This is a genomic window from Rhodococcus sp. A14, from assembly GCF_011603105.1.
Lineage (GTDB): Bacteria > Actinomycetota > Actinomycetes > Mycobacteriales > Mycobacteriaceae > Rhodococcus_F > Rhodococcus_F opacus.
In genome coordinates, this window is record NZ_JAAOQS010000006.1 from 44,681 (window position 1) to 62,629 (window position 17,949).

At 64.6% G+C, this 17,949-nt stretch carries 15 protein-coding genes and 1 pseudogene; 11 read left to right on the forward strand and 5 right to left on the reverse strand.

Annotated features, from left to right (window positions below; translation table 11 throughout):
• Nucleotides 1-14 precede the first annotated feature (14 nt).
• The 4 genes from G9373_RS05260 to G9373_RS05275 all read left to right on the forward strand — a co-directional run bounded on the left by G9373_RS05260 (nucleotide 15) and on the right by G9373_RS05275 (nucleotide 5,409).
• The gene (locus G9373_RS05260) at nucleotides 15-1,196 is read left to right on the forward strand and encodes a thiolase family protein (RefSeq protein WP_167114233.1); all 1,182 of its coding nucleotides are present in this window, start codon (nucleotides 15-17) and stop codon (nucleotides 1,194-1,196) included.
• Between the two features lie 524 nt (nucleotides 1,197-1,720).
• A complete protein-coding gene (locus G9373_RS05265; RefSeq protein ID WP_095869875.1) occupies nucleotides 1,721-2,806 on the forward strand; it encodes a VOC family protein in 1,086 nt (361 codons plus the stop codon).
• A 254-nt stretch (nucleotides 2,807-3,060) separates the two neighbouring features.
• Nucleotides 3,061-4,275, forward strand: coding sequence for a cytochrome P450 (locus G9373_RS05270; protein ID WP_095869874.1), 1,215 nt, complete (start codon nucleotides 3,061-3,063; stop codon nucleotides 4,273-4,275).
• Between the two features lie 96 nt (nucleotides 4,276-4,371).
• The gene (locus G9373_RS05275; protein ID WP_095869873.1) at nucleotides 4,372-5,409 is read left to right on the forward strand and encodes a 2Fe-2S iron-sulfur cluster-binding protein; all 1,038 of its coding nucleotides are present in this window, start codon (nucleotides 4,372-4,374) and stop codon (nucleotides 5,407-5,409) included.
• Between the two features lie 112 nt (nucleotides 5,410-5,521).
• Here G9373_RS05275 and G9373_RS05280 read toward each other — a convergent pair whose 3' ends face one another.
• Nucleotides 5,522-6,520, reverse strand: coding sequence for an AraC family transcriptional regulator (locus G9373_RS05280; protein WP_206016346.1), 999 nt, complete (start codon nucleotides 6,518-6,520; stop codon nucleotides 5,522-5,524).
• A gap of 162 nt (nucleotides 6,521-6,682) precedes the next feature.
• Here G9373_RS05280 and G9373_RS05285 point away from each other — a divergent pair, with 162 nt between their 5' ends.
• The 7 genes and pseudogenes from G9373_RS05285 (at nucleotide 6,683) to G9373_RS05315 (ending at nucleotide 11,546) form a co-directional block, all read left to right on the forward strand.
• Nucleotides 6,683-7,996: a cytochrome P450 gene (locus G9373_RS05285; RefSeq protein ID WP_095869872.1), complete on the forward strand. Its 1,314-nt coding sequence runs from the start codon at nucleotides 6,683-6,685 to the stop codon at nucleotides 7,994-7,996.
• 24 nt (nucleotides 7,997-8,020) lie between these two features.
• Complete coding sequence (locus tag G9373_RS05290) at nucleotides 8,021-8,332, forward strand: EthD family reductase (RefSeq protein ID WP_095869871.1); 312 nt, start codon at nucleotides 8,021-8,023, stop codon at nucleotides 8,330-8,332.
• Between the two features lie 82 nt (nucleotides 8,333-8,414).
• The gene (locus G9373_RS05295) at nucleotides 8,415-8,738 is read left to right on the forward strand and encodes a 2Fe-2S iron-sulfur cluster-binding protein (protein ID WP_095869870.1); all 324 of its coding nucleotides are present in this window, start codon (nucleotides 8,415-8,417) and stop codon (nucleotides 8,736-8,738) included.
• Complete coding sequence (locus tag G9373_RS05300; RefSeq protein WP_167114236.1) at nucleotides 8,735-10,027, forward strand: FAD-dependent oxidoreductase; 1,293 nt, start codon at nucleotides 8,735-8,737, stop codon at nucleotides 10,025-10,027. The genes G9373_RS05295 and G9373_RS05300 overlap by 4 nt, the downstream gene beginning before the upstream one ends.
• Nucleotides 10,024-10,655, forward strand: a pseudogene (locus G9373_RS05305) (MBL fold metallo-hydrolase). The gene G9373_RS05300 and the pseudogene G9373_RS05305 overlap by 4 nt, the downstream one beginning before the upstream one ends.
• Before the next feature lie 71 nt (nucleotides 10,656-10,726).
• The gene (locus tag G9373_RS05310) at nucleotides 10,727-10,954 is read left to right on the forward strand and encodes a DUF3263 domain-containing protein (protein WP_167114239.1); all 228 of its coding nucleotides are present in this window, start codon (nucleotides 10,727-10,729) and stop codon (nucleotides 10,952-10,954) included.
• A 10-nt stretch (nucleotides 10,955-10,964) separates the two neighbouring features.
• Complete coding sequence (locus tag G9373_RS05315) at nucleotides 10,965-11,546, forward strand: MarR family transcriptional regulator (protein WP_240960369.1); 582 nt, start codon at nucleotides 10,965-10,967, stop codon at nucleotides 11,544-11,546.
• Between the two features lie 774 nt (nucleotides 11,547-12,320).
• Here G9373_RS05315 and acnA read toward each other — a convergent pair.
• From acnA to G9373_RS05335, 4 genes are read right to left on the reverse strand one after another with little or no spacing between them, the layout of a single operon-like run.
• The gene (acnA, locus tag G9373_RS05320) at nucleotides 12,321-14,984 is read right to left on the reverse strand and encodes an aconitate hydratase AcnA (protein ID WP_167114241.1); all 2,664 of its coding nucleotides are present in this window, start codon (nucleotides 14,982-14,984) and stop codon (nucleotides 12,321-12,323) included.
• The gene (locus G9373_RS05325) at nucleotides 14,981-15,841 is read right to left on the reverse strand and encodes a citryl-CoA lyase (protein WP_164062064.1); all 861 of its coding nucleotides are present in this window, start codon (nucleotides 15,839-15,841) and stop codon (nucleotides 14,981-14,983) included. The genes acnA and G9373_RS05325 overlap by 4 nt, the downstream gene beginning before the upstream one ends.
• Nucleotides 15,838-17,043, reverse strand: coding sequence for a CoA transferase (locus G9373_RS05330; protein WP_164062063.1), 1,206 nt, complete (start codon nucleotides 17,041-17,043; stop codon nucleotides 15,838-15,840). The genes G9373_RS05325 and G9373_RS05330 overlap by 4 nt, the downstream gene beginning before the upstream one ends.
• Nucleotides 17,040-17,816, reverse strand: a complete 777-nt coding sequence (locus tag G9373_RS05335; protein WP_164062062.1) for an IclR family transcriptional regulator — start codon at nucleotides 17,814-17,816, stop codon at nucleotides 17,040-17,042. The genes G9373_RS05330 and G9373_RS05335 overlap by 4 nt, the downstream gene beginning before the upstream one ends.
• Nucleotides 17,817-17,949: the final 133 nt, after the last annotated feature.

Below are 17,949 nucleotides of genomic sequence, written 5' to 3' on the forward strand. Positions count from 1 at the left end.
AGAACAGGTTTTCCATGAATTCTGTTGAACCGATCGTCGTTGTCGACGGCGCGAGGACCCCGATCGGCAGCTTCGGTGGCGCGTTCAAGGACGTGCCCGCCCACGAACTCGGTGCCACCGCCGTCAAGGCCGCGCTGGAGCGTGCCGGCGTGCCGGGCGGCGATATCGACGAGGTGGTGATGGGCTGCATCGGTCAGGTCGGACCGGACGCCTACAACGCCCGCCGCGTCGCCCTGGCCGCCGGACTTCCCGAGAAGACCCCCGCATATACCGTCAACCGGCTGTGCGGGTCCGGTCTGCAGGCGGTGTGGTCGGCGGCGCAGCAGATGCGCTGGGGTGGGGTGGACTTCGCCCTCGCCGGCGGCGACGAGAGCATGTCGCGGATGCCGTTCTACGACTTCTCCGCCCGCTCCGGCTACAAGCTCGGCGACCGCACGCTCGTCGACGGCACGGTCGCGATTCTGACCGACCCGTTCGGTGGGGTGCACATGGGCCGCACCGCGGAGGCCGTCGCCCGCAAGTACGACGTGAGCCGCCGGCAGCAGGACGAGTTCGCCGTCGAATCCCAGCGCCGCGCCGCCTCGGAGGCCGCGAAGGCCGCGTTCGCCGAGGAAATCACCCCGGTCGAGATCGGGGGCCGCCGCCCGAAGACGATCGACGTCGACGAGCACCCCAAGCCCGACACCACCCTCGAGACCCTGGCGAAGCTGCGGCCGGCGTTCGAGGAGGGCGGCTCGGTGACCGCGGGCAACGCGTCCGGGATCAACGACGGCGCGGCGGCCCTGGTGCTGGCGACGCAGTCCGCCGCGCAGGAGAAGGGTCTGACCGGGCTGGTCACGCTGGAGGCCGTCGCGACCGCGGCGATGGACCCGGGCCTGATGGGGTACGCCCCCGTTTTGGCGCTGGCGAACCTGTTCGAGCAGACCGGCACCACCCCCGGCGACATCGACGTGATCGAGCTGAACGAGGCGTTCGCGTCGCAGGCGGTCGCGGTGATCCGGGACGCGAAGCTGAATCCGGAGAAGACCAACCCGTACGGCGGCGCGATCGCGCTGGGTCACCCGGTCGGCGCGACCGGAGCCATCCTGAGCCTGCGCCTCGCGAAGGACCTCGTGCGCCGCGACCTCGAACTCGGCATCGTCACCATGTGCATCGGCGGCGGCCAGGCCCTCGCCGCACTCTTCCGGCGCATCTAGAACCAGTGCGGGAGGGCATACGCCCCCGAACTCCTGAGCGCGAGGATACGGGCCACGGACTTCAATCCGCGATGGGCGATGGGCGGAGAAACCTCGGCGAGGCGCGCGAGCGCCTCAGCCCTTCCTCGCCCGCGTAGCGAACTCGGTGGACAACCGGAACCAGGCTCGGCTGTACGCGCGGACTGCTGTTGCGAGTGGGGTGATCTGTGCTACCGGGCCCGGGAGGCCAGAAAACGCAATCTAGCGCCGCGGACATCCGCGCTACGCAGAGTTGCCCAATCTCCGAACTATGACGGGGTGATTTTCGTCGCTTGTTCGGCAATTCTGGATTGTGTAGCGGACAGCGGGTGATTCGGATCATGCTCGTGACATCGGACACAAGCTGATACCTAATCGGCAAGCACCCGAAGCGCCAGACAACGCCACTCCGCACTGGTCCCGGTCGCCGGTGGGGCACCCCACCTCACGGCGCGGGCGGTCAGCGGACACTGCCGATCTCAGGCAGGCAACAAAGGAGACGACCTATGAGTGACCCTCGGTTCGAGATTTCCCATCTCGCCCGTGCCGAACTGCTGAGCCCCAAGCCGCAGGAGACGGTGGACTTCTTCACCAAGTTCCTCGGGATGTACATCACCCACACCGAGGGGCAGTCGGTCTACCTGCGCGCCTATGAAGACCCCTATCAGTGGAGCCTGAAGGTCACCGAATCCACCCAGGCCGGACTCGGCCACGCCGCGCTGCGCACCAGCTCCCCGGAAGCGCTCGAACGCCGGGCAGCCTCGCTCAAGGACGCCAACGTCGACGGAGCGTGGCGCGAGAGCGACTTCGGGTACGGCAAGACCTTCACCTACCAGTCCCCGGACGGGCACAACCTGGAATTGCTGTGGGAGGTCGAGAAGTACCAGGCCCCGCCGGAGCTGCAGTCCAAGATCCTTACCCGCCCGTCGAAGAGACCGCTGCAGGGCATCCCCGTCAAGCGCATCGACCACCTGAACTTGCTCGCCAGCGACGTCAGCGCGGTGAAGAACTCCTTCGAGCGCCACCTCGGGTTCCGGACCACCGAACGCGTCGTCGACGGTGACACCGAAATCGGTGCGTGGATGAGTTCGAACATCCTCGGCCATGAGGTGGCATGTTTGCGGGACGCGCAGGGTGAACGGGGCAAGATGCACCACCTCGCGTTCTATTACGGCACCGGCCAGCACAACATCGATGCGGTGGAGATGTTCCGCGACTACGACATTCGGATCGAAGCCGGCCCCGACAAGCATGGCATCACCCAGGCGCAGTTCCTCTACGTCTTCGAACCCGGCGGCAACCGCATCGAGCTGTTCGGTGAGGTCGGGTACCTGCATCTCGATCCCGACGGTGAGACCAAGACCTGGCAGATGTCCGACATCGGCACCGGGCTGGCGATCGGCGGGACGAAGCTTCCGTGGGAGACCTACTTCACCTACGGCACCCCGAGCCCGCTCTCGCTCGATCAGCACATCGAGAAGTATGCGCACTTCGGCCCCGGCGGCCCCGGCCCCGACGCGGCGGCAGCTGAGCAGGCGGTCCCGGACGAGATCGACCAGTCCCGCGCTGTCGCCGGCGCTCCGGCGTCCTGATACGCACGTGGGTGTGACCGGAGTTCTGGTCACACCCACGTGATCCACCTCGGTGTGCCGATAAGCGGCACAACTTCTTTGGAGTCGCGAGGGCTGGATCACACACTGTTCGGCGGGGTTGTGCAGGTCGGGATCGTCGATCGACGCCACCGCACCTCACACCTGAACCCATCCACTTTCGCTCGGTCGTCGGTTCACACGAGTGAATCAGCGCGAGTCCCCACTGCACGCGGGCCCGAAGCAGAAGGAGCACCATGACTTCCACCCAGAGTTTTATCGACGAGATCACGATCGAAGAGCTCGAGACCGACCCCTATCCGTTCTACGAGCGTCTGAGGAAAGAGGCCCCTGTAGCCTTCGTCCCGGCGCTGGGCATGTACATCGTGTCGACGAAGGAACTGTGCGCCGACATCGCCAAGGACGCCGAGAACTGGCCGGCCGTCATCTCTGCGGCCGGAGGCCGCACCTTCGGACCCGGCGCACTGCTCAACACGAACGGCGACGAACACCGCAAGCTGCGGGACATGGTCGAACCGCACCTGCAGCCCTCAGCGGTCGACAAGTACATCGATAATCTGGTGCGCCCCTTCGCACGTCAGCGACTCGCCGAGATCGAGAACGACGGAAGCGCCGACATCGTGGCTGCGTACTGTGAGCCGGTCAGTGTTCGTGCTCTCGGCGATCTCCTCGGACTCGATGACGTCAGCACCGACAAGCTTCGCGAATGGTTCCACAAGCTGAGCGTGTCCTTCACCAACGCCGCGGTCGACGAGAACGGCGAATTCGCCAACCCGGACGGGTTCATCCCCGGCGACGAGGCCAAGGCCGAGATCATCGCCCACGTCGATCCGAAGATCGACAAGTGGATCAAGGAACCCGATCACACCGCGATCTCCCACTGGCTGCACGACGGTATGCCCGAAGGGCAGACCCGCAGCCGCGATGTCATCTACCCCAACCTGTACGTCTTCCTCCTCGGAGCGATGCAGGAGCCGGGGCACGCGATGGCGACCACGCTGGCAGGACTGTTCACCAAGCCCGAACAGCTCGAACGTGTCGTCGACGACCCGGCGTTGATCCCCCGGGCGGTCTCGGAAGGCATGCGCTGGGTGGCGCCGATCTGGTCTGCCGTGGTCAAGCGCGCCGCGCACGAGGTCGAGGTCGGTGGCGTGACACTGCCGGAGGGGTCGATCGTGATGCTCTCCTATGGCTCGGCCAACCAGGACGAGAACGCCTACAACGCCCCGACTGAATTCGATATCGATCGGGCCCTGCTTCCGAACATGACATTCGGTGGCGGAAAGCACGCCTGCGCGGGTACCTATTTCGCTAACTCGGTTATCCGGATCGGCCTGGAGGAACTGCTCGAGTCCATTCCGAACCTGGAACGCGACGAGGCTCACGAGGTCGATTTCTGGGGTTGGGGTTTCCGTGGACCGAAGCAGTTGTTCGTTAAATGGGAAGTGTAACGGAATCATATTTCCCGAGGTCCGAAGTGTCCGGTCCGGAGATTAATGGATCGGGCACTTCGGGAGCATTTTTATTGGATTGGAGCACTGTCGGAAATGGCTAATAACTACACGGTCCGTATCCAGGGTAAGAATTCGGACATCACCGTTGCCGAAGACCAATCCATCCTCGATGCGGCGCTGCGGGCGAACGAATGGCTTCCGCACTCGTGCACCCAGGGCACCTGCGGCACCTGCAAGCTCAAGGTGCTGTGCGGGGAGGTACGCCACAACGAATCCCCCGAGTACACCCTGACCAAGGACGAGCGCGCCGAAGGTTTGGCTCTCGGCTGTATGGCGACCCCCTGCTCCGATCTGACGGTCGAACCGATCGGCGGAGCCGGGGACGACGGAATCCCGCACTTCCCACTGCGTGATTACGAGGGGACGGTGTCGGTACTCGAGGACATCGCTGCGAATACCCGGCGGCTGGTGGTCGAGGTGGATACGCCGATGCTGTTCAATGCCGGTCAGTACGTCGAGTTGATCGTCCCCGGGCACAACGTCGGCCGGCAGTACTCGCTGGCCAATCCGCCGACGGAGACGCGGAACCTGGAATTCCACGTCAAACTCACGACCGGGGGTCTGGCCACGGATGGGTGGATTTTCGGGCCGATGCAGGTCGGTGACCGCATCTCTCTGCGTGGGCCGTTGGGCCAGTTCAACCTGGTCAAACAGCAGGACGAGGCCGCGATCTTGATCGGCGGTGGGACCGGATTGGCGCCGTTGAAGTCGATCGTCCAGCATGCGCTGGCCGAGCGCCTGGTTCCGGAGTTGTATCTCTACCACGGCGGACGCCGCCAGGAGGATCTGTACGACGTCGACTTCTTCCGTGGCCTCGCACAGGAGCATGAGCACTTTCACTACCGCCCCGCGCTGAGCGAGGAACAGTGGGACGGGGCCATGGGCATGGTGACCGATGTGGTGCTTGACGACTTCTCGTCGTGCAAGGGCATGAGCGCCTACCTGTGCGGACCGCCGGCAATGGTCGAGGCTGCGGTCAAGGCCCTCAAGCGACGTCGGATGGCGCCCCGGCTGATCTTCCGTGAAGAGTTCACGATCGCCGCACCGAACCTGGCCGCCGTGGGGCAGTAGCCACGACGCGCCCTACCCCTCCGGATCAAGACGTTGGCGCTGACGGATCCGGACGGCACCGATCCCGCGGAAGTGAATGGACACGATCACTTCCGCGGGATCGTCGTCTCTGCTACCGGAACGGCACCGTGCGCAGGTCCTCCGACGGACTCACTCCGAAGGTCTCCTTATACTCTCCGGCGAACCGGCCGACGTGCAGGAACCCCCACCGCTGTGCGATCTCGGTGACACCTTCGTTCGCCGGGTCCGCCTTGAGCAGGTCTTTGCGCGCCTTCTGCATGCGGATGATCTTCAGCTGCCGCATCGGCGTCGTACCCAACGAGTTCTGGAACCCGACCTGCAGGGACCGCACACTCACCCCGACGTTCTTGGCGACCTGCGCCACCGTTAGGGGCTGCTGCGCGTGCGCCTCGAGGTAGTCGACGGCGAGCCGGACAATTCCTGGCAGGGCGGGCTTGGGTTCGTACAGCCTTGCCCTGTAGTCGTGTTCGGCCGCGACGAGAAGCCCGCTCATCAAGCACTCGGCCATCGGCGTCGAGACGATGGGATGCAGCGCCAACGCCTCGGGACTGTCGAGTTGATGAGACAGACCTTCGACCAGTGAGAGCCATTGACGGCCGACGACGGTGTCCAGATCGAGGTCCATGCCGAAGACGATCGGGTCGACGATCTCCGTCCCCAACCGTGCCGCGAGTTGATCCTCGAGTGCCCGGCGATCGATCTTCAGGGCCAGCACCGGGGTCGGATAGGGCGAGGCCCACCCACGCAGCAGGGTCCGTTGGTCGCACCGGTAGACCGCGGCGCGGTGGGGGGTCGCCACGGTCCGGGCACGACCCGACCCGGTGACCAACTCCCCCCGCATCGGGATGTTCACCTGATAGGAGTCGCGCAACTCGTTGGTGAAGATTTCCACCTCGGTCGAATAATCCAGCCGGCCGAGCGTGACGGGACCGAACGAGGCTGCAGTCATTCGCATCTGAAAAATATGCTCGTCCCCGAGGACGCGAACCTCATGGGGATAGTAGAGATCGCTGCCGATGGCCCGCGCCTCGTCGATATCGTCGGAAAGAAACGTCTTTGTGCCGTTTCCGCGATCCGGGTCTTCGCTCATCTACTTTGTCGGTCTCTCTGGTCTGACTAAATCGAGAACGATTCAGTTATTGCGCCAATTGGCTATATTGTTGCGCTCACAGGATAGCGCGTCATGTGACCTGAATCATACGCTCATGAGGAATCACTCAACAGCTCCTATATCCAAATTTGGAGGAGACGAATGACCGTCGATCACGCGCCGGAAGGCGTGAAAAGCCCGACCGGATGCCCCGTTTCAGGTATGGCGGCAGGCTTCGATCCGTTCCAGGGCGCCTACCAGGTCGATCCATCCTCGTCGCTGCGGGACGCCCGCAAAGAAGAGCCGGTGTTCTACAGTCCACTGCTCGACTACTGGGTGGTCACGCGCTATGAGGACATCAAGCAGATCTTCAAGACACCGTCGGTGTTCTCCCCGTCGATCACTCTCGACCAGATCACCCCGATCAGTGACGAGGCGCTGCAGATCCTCGGCAGCTATCAGTTCGCTCCCGGCCCGACCATCGTGAACGAGGACGAGCCGATCCACACCGAACGTCGCCGACTGCTGCTGCAGCCGTTCGAAGCCGAAAACGTCGCCACCCTCGAACCGAAGATCCGCGAGGTCGTCAACACCTACCTGGACCGGGTCATCAAGGATGGCCGGGCCGACCTGATCGGCGATCTGCTCTACGAAGTTCCCTGCATCGTCGCGCTCATCTTCCTCGGCGTGCCCGACGAGGACATCGAGACCTGCCGCCACTTCGGGATGCAGCAGACCCTGTTCACCTGGGGACACCCCACCGGAGACGAACAAACTCGAGTCGCTACCGGGATGGGGAAGTTCTGGGAATTCGCCGGCGGCCTGGTCGACAAACTCAAGGCCGACCCGAATGCGAAGGGGTGGATCCCCCATGCGATCGAGATGCAGCGGCAGCACCCCGACCTCTTCGACGACAACTACCTGCAGAACATCATGATGAGTGGTGTGGTGGCCGCGCACGAAACCACCACCAACGCCACCGGTAACGCGTTCCGCACCCTGCTCGAGAACCGCAGCTCCTGGGAAGAAATCTGCGCCGACCCCACGCTGATCCCCAAGGCTATCGAGGAATGCCTCCGCTACAGCGGATCCGTCGTTGCCTGGCGCCGCAAGGCCGTGGTGGACACCACTGTCGGCGGAGTCGATATCCCGGCCGGCGGTCGACTGCTGATCGTCATGGCGTCGGCGAACCGCGACGACTCGATGTTCCCCGAGCCCGACGACTTCGACATCCATCGAGGAAACGCACGGCGCCACTTGACGTTCGGCATCGGCAGCCACACCTGCCTGGGCGCGACGCTGGCTCGGTTGGAGATGAAGGTCTTCCTCGAAGAGGTCTCGCGACGCCTGCCGCACATGTCACTCGTTGCTGGACAGGAGTTCTCCTATCTTCCCAACACCTCGTTCCGGGGGCCCGAGCACGTGTTGGTCGAGTGGGATCCCCAGCAGAATCCTGTGCCCGTCGACCGGCCCTGACCGACCCCAACGAAACGAGACTCCATGTACCGCGTCACCATCGTCTACAACCAGCCCGCCGACCCGGCCGCCTTCGACGAGCACTACAGCTCCAAGCATTTGCCTCTGGTGCAGCAGATCCCGAGCGTCAAGCGGTTCGCCGCAGGCAAGTGTGAATCTCTCGACGGCAATCCCCCCTCGGCGTATGCGCTCGCGCAGCTGTACTTCGAGAGCAAAGAAGAGGCCGGGCAGGCATTCGCCTCCCCTGAGGGACAGAATGCCGCCGCCGACGTCGCGAACTTCGCCTCCGGCGGAGTGACGATGCTGTTCAGCGACGAAGAGACTGTTCTGCCGTGAGTCGGCGGTGGGGTGCCGGCTCGACTGCCGGCACCCCACCTGAGTTCGTCATTACTGCACTATCCGTGAAAGAGAGATAGACGTGCCTACCGTCACCTACGTTCACCCTGATGGAACCAAGCATGAGGTCGAGGTTGCTACCGGCAAAAGGGTCATGCACGGCGCCATCGGCGCCGGAATCGACGGCATCGTCGCCGAATGCGGCGGCCAGGCCATGTGCGCGACGTGTCACGTCTACGTGGAGAGCCCCTGGGCGGACAAGTTTCCCTCGATCTCCGAGGAAGAAGACGAGATGCTCGACGACACCGTCAGCCCCCGCACCGATGCCAGTCGCCTGTCCTGCCAGCTCGTGGTCGGCGACGACGTCGACGGCCTGATCGTCCGGCTTCCGGAGGAGCAGGTATGAGTGTCGACCGCATCGTCATCATCGGTTCCGGGCAGGCCGGATTCGAGGCAGCCGTCAGTCTGCGCAGTCACGGATTTGCCGGATCGATCACCCTGGTCGGTGACGAGCCGGGTGTGCCCTATCAGAGGCCACCGTTGTCGAAGGCGTACCTGCACTGTGACCCTGATCGGGAATCCCTTGCGCTGCGTCCGGCCCAGTACTTCGAGGACCACCGGATCACGCTCGCGTGCGGTAAGCCCGTCGTCCGCGTCGATCGGGATGCGCAACTGGTGGAGCTGATCGATGCCACCGTCATCGAGTACGACCATCTGATCCTGGCGACCGGTGCCCGCAACCGGCTCCTGCCGGTCCCCGGTGCCGACCTTCCCGGTGTGCACTACCTGCGTACCGCCGGCGAAGCAGAGTCCCTCACCTCGAGCATGGCCTCGTGCTCGTCGCTGGTCGTGATCGGGGCCGGCTTCATCGGTCTCGAGGTTGCCGCAGCGGCCCGTAAGAAGGGCCTCGACGTGACCGTCGTCGAGGCGATGGATCGGCCGATGGCCCGCGCACTGTCGCCGGTGATGTCGGACTACTTCTCCGCGGCGCACACCGAACACGGTGTGCACATGCGGCTGTCGACCGGCGCGAAGACGGTCGTCGAAGCCGACGGCCGAGCAGCGGGGGTCACCACTACGTCCGGCGACGTCATACCCGCCGACGCAGTCGTCGTGGGTATCGGTGTCGTACCCAACATCGAGCTCGCCGTCCTGGCGGGCCTGCCCGTCAACAACGGCATCGTCGTCGACGAGTACCTTCGCACACCCGACGAGAACATCTCTGCGATCGGTGACTGCGCCGCCTACCCGATTCCGGGAACAGCCCGTTTGGTGCGACTCGAATCCGTACAGAATGCGGTCGATCAGGCCCGCTGCCTCGCCGCTCAGCTCACCGGAACCAGCATCAACTACCGGAGTGTGCCGTGGTTCTGGTCCGAGCAGTACGAATCGAAACTGCAGATGGCTGGGCTGACCGCGGGCGCGGACACCCACGTGGTTCGCGGTTCCGTCGACAGCGGGGCGTTTTCCATCTTCTGCTTCCTCGGCACCCGGTTGCTCGGAGTCGAGTCGGTCAACAAGCCCCGCGACCACATGACGGCACGAAAGATCCTTTCCAGCGGTATGCCGCTCACCCTGGAACAGGCAGCCGACACGGACTTCGATCTCAAACTGGCGATCGCCCGACACAAGGACACGCACAAGGACGAGGTTGCTTCGGCCGAAGTCGGCGAGCGTCAGGTGGTGGCCTCATGAGCGGAAGGTTTCGGATACAGCGGGTCGTCACCGAGGGAACATTCGCCCTCGACGGCGGAGAGTGGAACGTCGACAACAACATCTGGCTGATCGGTGACGACACCGACGTCGTGATCGTCGACGCCGCCCACGCCGCGCAGCCGATCATCGATGCGGTCGGGGACCGGCACGTGAACGCCGTGATCTGCACGCACGGTCACAACGACCACGTCACCGTCGCCCCCGAACTGGCCGAGCGCGTGCACGCCCCGGTGCTGCTGCACCCCGGCGACGACGTGCTGTGGAAGATGAGCCACCCCGACGCCAAGTACTGGCATCTCGAGGACGAACAGCGATCGCCATCGCGGGCACCGAGATCCAGGTGATCCACTCGCCCGGTCACTCGCCCGGGTCGGTGTGCCTGTACCTGCCCGAGGCCGGGGCACTGTTCTCCGGCGACACCCTGTTCTCGGGTGGCCCCGGCGCCACGGGCCGGTCGTACTCGGATTTCCCGACCATCATCGGGTCGATCCGCGACCGGCTGTTCACTCTTCCCGAAGAAACACTCGTCCATACCGGTCACGGTGACGGAACCACGATCGGCACCGAGGCCCCACACCTCGCCGAATGGATCGCGCGAGGACAGTAAGCAAACCGGAGTTCCCATGGTGTGCCGCATCACGACGCACTCTGTCATCCACCTCTCAAGCAGGAGACGTTATGAATTCGGAAGAGGCAGCCATGCTCGAACTGGCCCGAATTTGGGCACCCTACGGGGGTGCTCGACCGGGCGACATCCTCGTCGAGTTCGGCATCAGCCCAGCAACATTCTACGCGAGGATCACCCGAATCCTGCGCACCATCGCGCTACGGAACATGCCGCTCGCCGAGCGACATCTGATCCAGGAGAACGCGGCACGCTACTCCGTTAGTCCTGTCTCCGTGTAGGAGCGGGAAGATGGAGACACGTCACCACCCGTCGCGGTTGGACCGCCGCAACAATCCCGGGTTCGCACGCGGCGCGCGCGAAGGGCCTTCAGCGGACGCGGAAGAGGCACCACCGGTGAAGCACCAGTCAAATTCGGAACGCGGCAGCGGTGACGGACAGGACCTCGGTCCGAGTCTCCTTTACGCGATCAAACAGTTGGAGTTGGCCATACGGTCACGGATGGACACGATCCTGCGCCCGGCCGGCATCACGGCGCTCCAATACACCGCCCTGACGGTCTTACGTCGCTGCGATGGACTCTCTTCCGCCGAGCTGGCCCGCAATTCCTTTGTCACAGCGCAAACTATGGGCGAGATGATCATCGCGCTCGAGAGTCGAGGTCTGGTCAGTCGGCGGGTCGACCCCAGCAACCGCCGGCAAATGCTGACGAGTGTCACGGCGACCGGAGTGGGGCTGCTCGATTGCTATCACGGGGAAGTCTCGGCACTCGAGGAACAGATGGTCAGTCAGCTCACCCCCCGTCAGCGTGGAACGCTTCGTGAATACCTCATCTCTTGCCGTGCTGGATTGACCAGAACTGAAGCGCATTGATCGATGCACTGAGCATCCGCGGACAGAGGACTTTGATGACAACAACCCGAACGGAGCGACATGCTCCGTCGTCACCCTGTTCTGGTTGACGGGTCGCGATTCTCTGTATAGCGCAGATCCGCAGCCCGCACGGGACAGGCCGGCGCAGCTCACGCCCATGCCACCGATGCGCCGTTGATCATTCGGTGGATTGCATCAGTAGCCAATCGCGGTGCGCGGCGACGAAGCTGGAGATCGCGCCGAGGACCGCACTGAGGTCAGGCCGGCCGCAAGAAACGGGATGGGTGTCACCGATTCCATCCGCCCGGTAGCTCCGTCGGCGCCGAGAGGCGAATCAGACCCGGGCCGGAGACCCCGAGTGGACAGAGGTCGAGGACATCCTCGAGCAGCAGATCTGGCGGCAGATCTGGTTGACGGTTTGTCCGGACGTGGGCCCCATGGCGGCGCGCCCGAAGAGAAAATCTTCGTACGGTTTGGGATGTCACCGTCACGGGTTCAAGGAAGAACTCTGCGAAATTGTTGATCAAATCGAGAGGAAGATCGATGAGCAACCTTAACCCTGGAGTGCGATGTCGTGTCCGATTCCGGCGACGACTGATCTGCCCTGCGACTCCCTCACCCGTCCACTCGCTCAGAATGACCTGCGGGAACTGTTTGATTGAGGGCTTCTTACCTGCACAAATCTACGACAAACGACACAACGTGCAGGTTCCCGGCGATTCATGATTGGAACTTGTCTCATCGACCAGGTAGCTCCACCATGACCGTGCCACCTTAGCTCTCAGACAAACCGGTCCAGGGAGTGTTGGCTGCGACCGTGTCGAGAGAATGGATCGCGGGCGTGAGTAAATGCGCGATCAATCCGCCTGCACGGATCCAGTCGGCCTCGACTGCCGTGTCGATTCGTGCTCGGCCCGAAAACTGCTGCACGCCAGTCGTGGCACGGGCGATCACGCGCACCGCGGGCTGAGTATGCGTGCAGCCCGCGAGGCCGGTGATGTCGAATTCCGCGGTGCCGTCGAGCTCGTCTGGAGACAAATCCGGACATTCGATGGGCAGAACGCCCATGGCGACCAGATTGGTACGGTGGATTCGTTCGAAGCTCTGCGCGATCACCGCCTGGATTCCCAGGAGTCTGGTCGCTTTCGCCGCCCAGTCACGGGCGGACCCGGCCCCGTAGGAGTGCCCAGCGACCACGATTGTAGAAACGCCGCGATCAGCGTAGATCGCCGCTGCCTGATGGACCGGAACGATGTCACCATCAGGAAGCACGCGGGTCCACGCGCCTTGCCTGTCGGGGACGAGTTTGTTCTCGAGCCTCGGGTTCGCGAAGCCCCCTCGCAGCATTACGTCGTGGTTGAGTCGGCGGGCGCTGTAGCTGCCAAATTTCTCGGGCGGAACACCATGGCGGGCGAGCCATCGACCAGTCGGCGAATCCGAAGTGATGCGGGCGACCGGTGAAATGTGATCGGTGGTGATGCCGTCGCCGAGCAACAGCAGCGGGCGAGCAGCCACGACGTCCCCGGTTCTGACGGGTCGGGTTAGTGCGGCGTCAGCGAACGGTGGGCGTCGGATCGAACCGGCATCGCCGTCCCACTCGTAGTCGTCTCCGCCCGCGGGTGGCAGGGACTCCCATTCGGTGGTGGTGAGCGGCACGGGTCGGGCGGGGCCGAGCGAGAGCGACCTGCTGTCGTTGGCATTGACAAGTAGGTCGATGTCCTCGTCCGATGGCCAGATCTCGTCCAGGAAAACGGGGCGCCCGGCGCGGTCGGTGGCCAGTGGTTCGTCAGTGGGGTTGATCGTTGTTCGTCCGGCGATCGCCATCGCCACGACCATCGGCGGCGAGGCGAGGTACGAATGCGCGACGTCGGGGTGAATACGGCCCGGAAAGTTTCGATTGCCCGAGAGCACGGCGGCGACCGACAGGGACTGCTGACGTATCTGCTCGGTGATCGCCGGGGCGAGGGGTCCGGAGTTGCCCATGCAGGTTCCACAACCGAAACCGGCGATGTGGAAGCCGAGTTCGTCGAGCGCTGTCTGCAGTCCCGCGGACTGGAGGAGTTCGGCGGTCGCGCGCGATCCCGGGGTCAGCGAGGTCTTCGTCCAGGGCGCCCGGGTGAGACCGCGCTCGACCGCGTTTCGGGCCAGCAGCCCCGCCGCGACCATGGCCTTCGGATTGGAGGTGTTGGTGCAGCTGGTGATGGCGGCGATGACGACGTCCCCGTGGTGCAGCGTGCCGGTACCGTTCGCGCCAGTTGAGCCTTCGGGGGGCACTGTGTGCGCCAGTTCGCTTGCAGTGAATGTCTGATGCGGCCGGGAGGGGCCGGCCATGGTGCGGTCCACCTGTGCCAGGTCCAGCTCGAGTACCTCGTCGTAGTCGGGCGTTGGCAGATCTGGTGTGTAGAGCATGTTCTGGGCGGTCAGATAGGTCCGGGCCAACGCGACGGTTGCCTCGGGTCGCCCTGTGGTGGCGAGGTAGGTGAGGGTGCGTTCGTCGGCGGGGAAGTACGCCATCGTGGCCCCGTATTCCGGTGCCATGTTCGCGATGGTGGCCCGGTCGGGCACCGACAGGCGGGTGAGCCCGGGACCGTGGAATTCGACGACTCGTTGCACCACACCGTGGGCTCTGAGCATGGAAGCGAGGGTGAGCGCGACGTCGGTGGCGAGGACGCCGGGCTTCAGTGCACCGCTGAGGCGAACACCCACGACGGCGGGGACCGGTATCAGGACTGGCTGGCCCAGTGCGGCGGCGATTGCTTCGATGCCGCCGACTCCCCAACCGGTGACGGACAGCGCGTTGATCATGGTGGTGTGGCTGTCGGTACCGACGACGGAGTCGAACCGTGCGAGCGCGATGCCGTCGTGGGTGCCGACCGAGATGACGTCGGCGAGGACTTCCAGGTTGAGTTGGTGGCAGATTCCGATGCCCGGGGGCACCACCCTCAGCGTGGGAAAGCGGGTCTGTGCCCACCGCAGGAACCGGTATCGGTCACCGTGACGGTGGTATTCGAGTGCGAGGTTGGTGGCACCGGCGTCGGCGGTTCCGGCGGCGTCGAGTTCGAGGGCGTGGTCAACGACGAGATCCATACGCCGCCGAGGCGAGACGGTGGCGGGGTCGAGGCCGAGTGCCGTTGCACGCTCGTGCAGGGTGATCATGTCGGCGAGTACCGGAATTCCCGAGGCGTCTTGAAGCAGAACGCGTTCGGGGGTGAACGGAATCGACGTGGAGTGATCGCCGGCCACGAGCGCTCGGACATGATCGGCGGTGACGGTGCGGCCGTCCTCATGCCGCAGCACGTTTTCGACGAGCACCCTGGTGGCGTAGGGAAGGCGGTGCAGGGCACCCGAACCGCCTCGTTCTGCGGCGGTGAGATCGATGAACTGTGTGGCGGGGGCGCCGGGTAGGTCGCGGAGTGCGTCGAAGGAGTCGAGGGTCATCCGTGTGCCACCGGCGCCCGCTCGGGAACGCTCCTCGGCGGTGCACCGGTGTAGGTCGGCAGCAACGGTGGGGGGATCGGCCCTTTGATCCGGCGCCCACCTTCGCGTTCTTCCCATGAGTGCGCGAGGATCCCGACGGACCGGGACAGGATGAACAGGCCTCTGCCGAGTTCGGGGGCGAAGCCGAGTTCGGCGTAGATCACGGCGGTCGCCCCGTCGATGTTCATCGGGACAGGCCGAGCTCGCCCTGCTGCCAGTTGTCGCTCCAGTTCTTCGGCGATCTGGAGGTAGTGGCCGTCGATCGAGCCGGCCTCGACCTGGATGTGGACTGCAGACAACAGCGGGTCCCGGCGTGGGTCTCGCGGATGGAAGCGGTGGCCGAATCCCGGGATGTACCGGCCGGTTGCGCGGTAGTCGGCGATCGTCTGCGCAATCACCTCGTCCAGATCGCCATCGGTGGACCGAGTCCGGATCTGTTCGAGTAGTTGCATGCATTGTTGGCCGGCGCCGCCGTGGATGTCGCCGAGGAGACCGACACCGGTGGAGATGGCCCCGTGTAACCCGACTCCACAGGTGGCGGCCATTCGGGCCGCGGCGATCGACGGGGCTTGTGGACCGTGGTCCACGGCGGCGACGAGGGCGTGCTCGAGCAGTTTGGCTTGGCCGGCACTGGGGAGGTCACCGCGGACCATCAGCCAGATCATCTCGGGGAAACTCACCTGGCCGATCATCTGCTCGATGGGGTATCCCCGCAGCCGGATGATCCCGGGCTCGATGTCGGAGACTGCGGTCGCCCACCAGTCGGTGACCTCACGGCTCGACGTCCGCTCGAGGGCGCTTTGTCGGGCGATGCTCATATCGCGTTCTCTTCCCGCAGGCGGGTGATGTCCGCCGGCCTGTAGCCCAACTCGGTGAGAATTTCGTCGGTGTGCTGCCCGAGGGTGGGGGGCGGAGACTCGGGCGAGACGCGGCGGCCGTCGACATGCGTCGGCAGACCCAGTACCCGCACCGCGCCGCCGGACGCTGCGGGTGAGTCGATCGTGGTGACCAGCTCGCGATGTGCGACCTGATCGGATTGCAGTGCCGTCGGCACCGAGACGACCGGGGCGGCGGGTACTCCCGTGTCGAGCAGGATCGCGTCCCACTCGACTGCCGTTTTCGCTTTCAGCGAGGTCTCCAGTTCTTCCCGCAGCACGTCGCGGTTGCGTTTGCGGTCCTCGCGGGTGCGGAACCGAGGATCGTCGATCAGCTCTTCACGGGCGAGAACCTTGCACAACGTCTCGTACTGTTCTTGCTTGTTCGCGGCGATGTTGAGCGCCCCGTCGGCGGTGCGGAAGGTACCCGACGGGGCCGAGGTGATGTTCTCGTTGGCCATCGGGACGGGCTCGCGGCCGGCGATGAGATGGTCGGAGACCACCCATCCCATCGAGGTCAGTGCGGCGTCGAGCATGGAGGTATCGAGGAAGGCGCCTTCGCCGGTCCGGCGTTGCCGCAGCAGCGCAGCGGTGATCGCGAACGCCGCTGCCAGGCCACCGAAGCTGTCGCACACCGGAAAACCGACACGCAGGGGCGCGACCTCCGCCGTGCCGGTCACGCTCATGATGCCGGACAGGCCCTGGACGACCTGGTCGTAGGCGGGTCGTCCGCGCATCGGGCCGGTCGATCCGAATCCGGACACTGCACAGTAGACGAGTTTGGGGTTGAGCTGGCGTAGCCGCTGCCACCCGAACCCGAGCCGTTCGAGCACCCCTGGCCGGAAGTTCTCGACCAGCACGTCCGCGTCGGCGACCAGCTTCTCGAAAACCTCTTTTCCCCCAGTTGTCTTGAGATTGACCGTGACGGAGCGTTTTTCCGAATTCTGGGCGAGGAACGAGACGCCGAGGTGTTCGGCGCTCAGATGAGAGTCCGCGCCGAGTTGCCTTGCCAGATCACCGGTTCCCGGAGTTTCGATCTTGATCACGTCGGCCCCCATCAGGGCCAACTGGTAGCCGGCGTACGGTCCCGCGAGCACATTGGTCAGGTCGAGAACACGGACGCCTTCGAGCAGGTTCGCGGTCACAGGAACACCTCCACGCTGCCGAGTCCGACAGCACTGATTTCGGCCGCCGCGGCGGTCACCGCGTCCACGTACCGGCCCACCCGGTCGGCGGTGAACCGCGAGGTGGGTCCGCTCGCCGACAGCGCGGCTATCACCCGGCCGTCCGAGGAGACGATCGGGGCCGCGACCGCGGACGCCCCAAGTTCACGTTCGCCGTGAGTGACCGAGTACCCCGCCTCCCGGATACCGGCGATTTCCCGGCTCAGCGGCTCGAGCTGCAGGCCCGGCCGTGTCTCGACGAGGCTGCGCACCACCTGGTCGGGGGCGCCGGTGAGCAGGATCTTGGCGGCCGCGCCGGTAGCGAGCGCGTACGGCACGCCGACTTCCACGACGCTGCGCACGGTGGTCGTTCCTTCGACCTGCGCAATGGACACCCGGTTCAGATCCTGACGGATGTAGATGTTGACCGTTTCGCCGCAGGAATCGACCAGCCGCGTCATGATCTGACGTGTTTCCGCGCTGACCTCCCACATGGACTGCGCCAGGGTCACCCAACGCAGGAACCCAGCGCCCACGCCGAAGGTCGAGTCACCGCGGTCCGCGATGAGTCCCAACGAGTCCAATGTCGAAAGCAGCCGCACCACGGTGGTTTTCGGCAATCCCGTGGAGGCCACCAGCTCACGCAGGGTGCGAGTGGGGTGTTCTACATCAAACAGTTCCAGCACCTCGACGGCGCGCGCGATGCTGCGCACACCTCCGTCGGCTCGTGTGGATGCGGTCTCAGTGTCAGCCATGCCACTCACGTTAAACCATTCTATGGTTTGTGTAAACCGAATAGCGGGTTGACTCCGGTTTATCTTCGTGCTTCGATCGGTGACACAGAGCACAGACGCTGCCTAGCGGGCTACATGAACCGCGCAGTGGTCG

Excerpts from the sequence above, each read along its gene's own strand:
- G9373_RS05260 (WP_167114233.1), top strand. The coding sequence starts at position 15 with ATGAATTCTGTTGAACCGATCGTCGTTGTCGACGGCGCGAGGACCCCG.
- G9373_RS05265 (WP_095869875.1), top strand. The coding sequence starts at position 1,721 with ATGAGTGACCCTCGGTTCGAGATTTCCCATCTCGCCCGTGCCGAACTG.
- G9373_RS05270 (WP_095869874.1), top strand. The coding sequence starts at position 3,061 with ATGACTTCCACCCAGAGTTTTATCGACGAGATCACGATCGAAGAGCTC.
- G9373_RS05275 (WP_095869873.1), top strand. The coding sequence starts at position 4,372 with ATGGCTAATAACTACACGGTCCGTATCCAGGGTAAGAATTCGGACATC.
- G9373_RS05280 (WP_206016346.1), bottom strand. The coding sequence starts at position 6,520 with ATGAGCGAAGACCCGGATCGCGGAAACGGCACAAAGACGTTTCTTTCC.
- G9373_RS05285 (WP_095869872.1), top strand. The coding sequence starts at position 6,683 with ATGACCGTCGATCACGCGCCGGAAGGCGTGAAAAGCCCGACCGGATGC.
- G9373_RS05290 (WP_095869871.1), top strand. The coding sequence starts at position 8,021 with ATGTACCGCGTCACCATCGTCTACAACCAGCCCGCCGACCCGGCCGCC.
- G9373_RS05300 (WP_167114236.1), top strand. The coding sequence starts at position 8,735 with ATGAGTGTCGACCGCATCGTCATCATCGGTTCCGGGCAGGCCGGATTC.
- G9373_RS05310 (WP_167114239.1), top strand. The coding sequence starts at position 10,727 with ATGAATTCGGAAGAGGCAGCCATGCTCGAACTGGCCCGAATTTGGGCA.
- G9373_RS05315 (WP_240960369.1), top strand. The coding sequence starts at position 10,965 with ATGGAGACACGTCACCACCCGTCGCGGTTGGACCGCCGCAACAATCCC.
- acnA (WP_167114241.1), bottom strand. The coding sequence starts at position 14,984 with ATGACCCTCGACTCCTTCGACGCACTCCGCGACCTACCCGGCGCCCCC.
- G9373_RS05325 (WP_164062064.1), bottom strand. The coding sequence starts at position 15,841 with ATGAGCATCGCCCGACAAAGCGCCCTCGAGCGGACGTCGAGCCGTGAG.
- G9373_RS05335 (WP_164062062.1), bottom strand. The coding sequence starts at position 17,816 with ATGGCTGACACTGAGACCGCATCCACACGAGCCGACGGAGGTGTGCGC.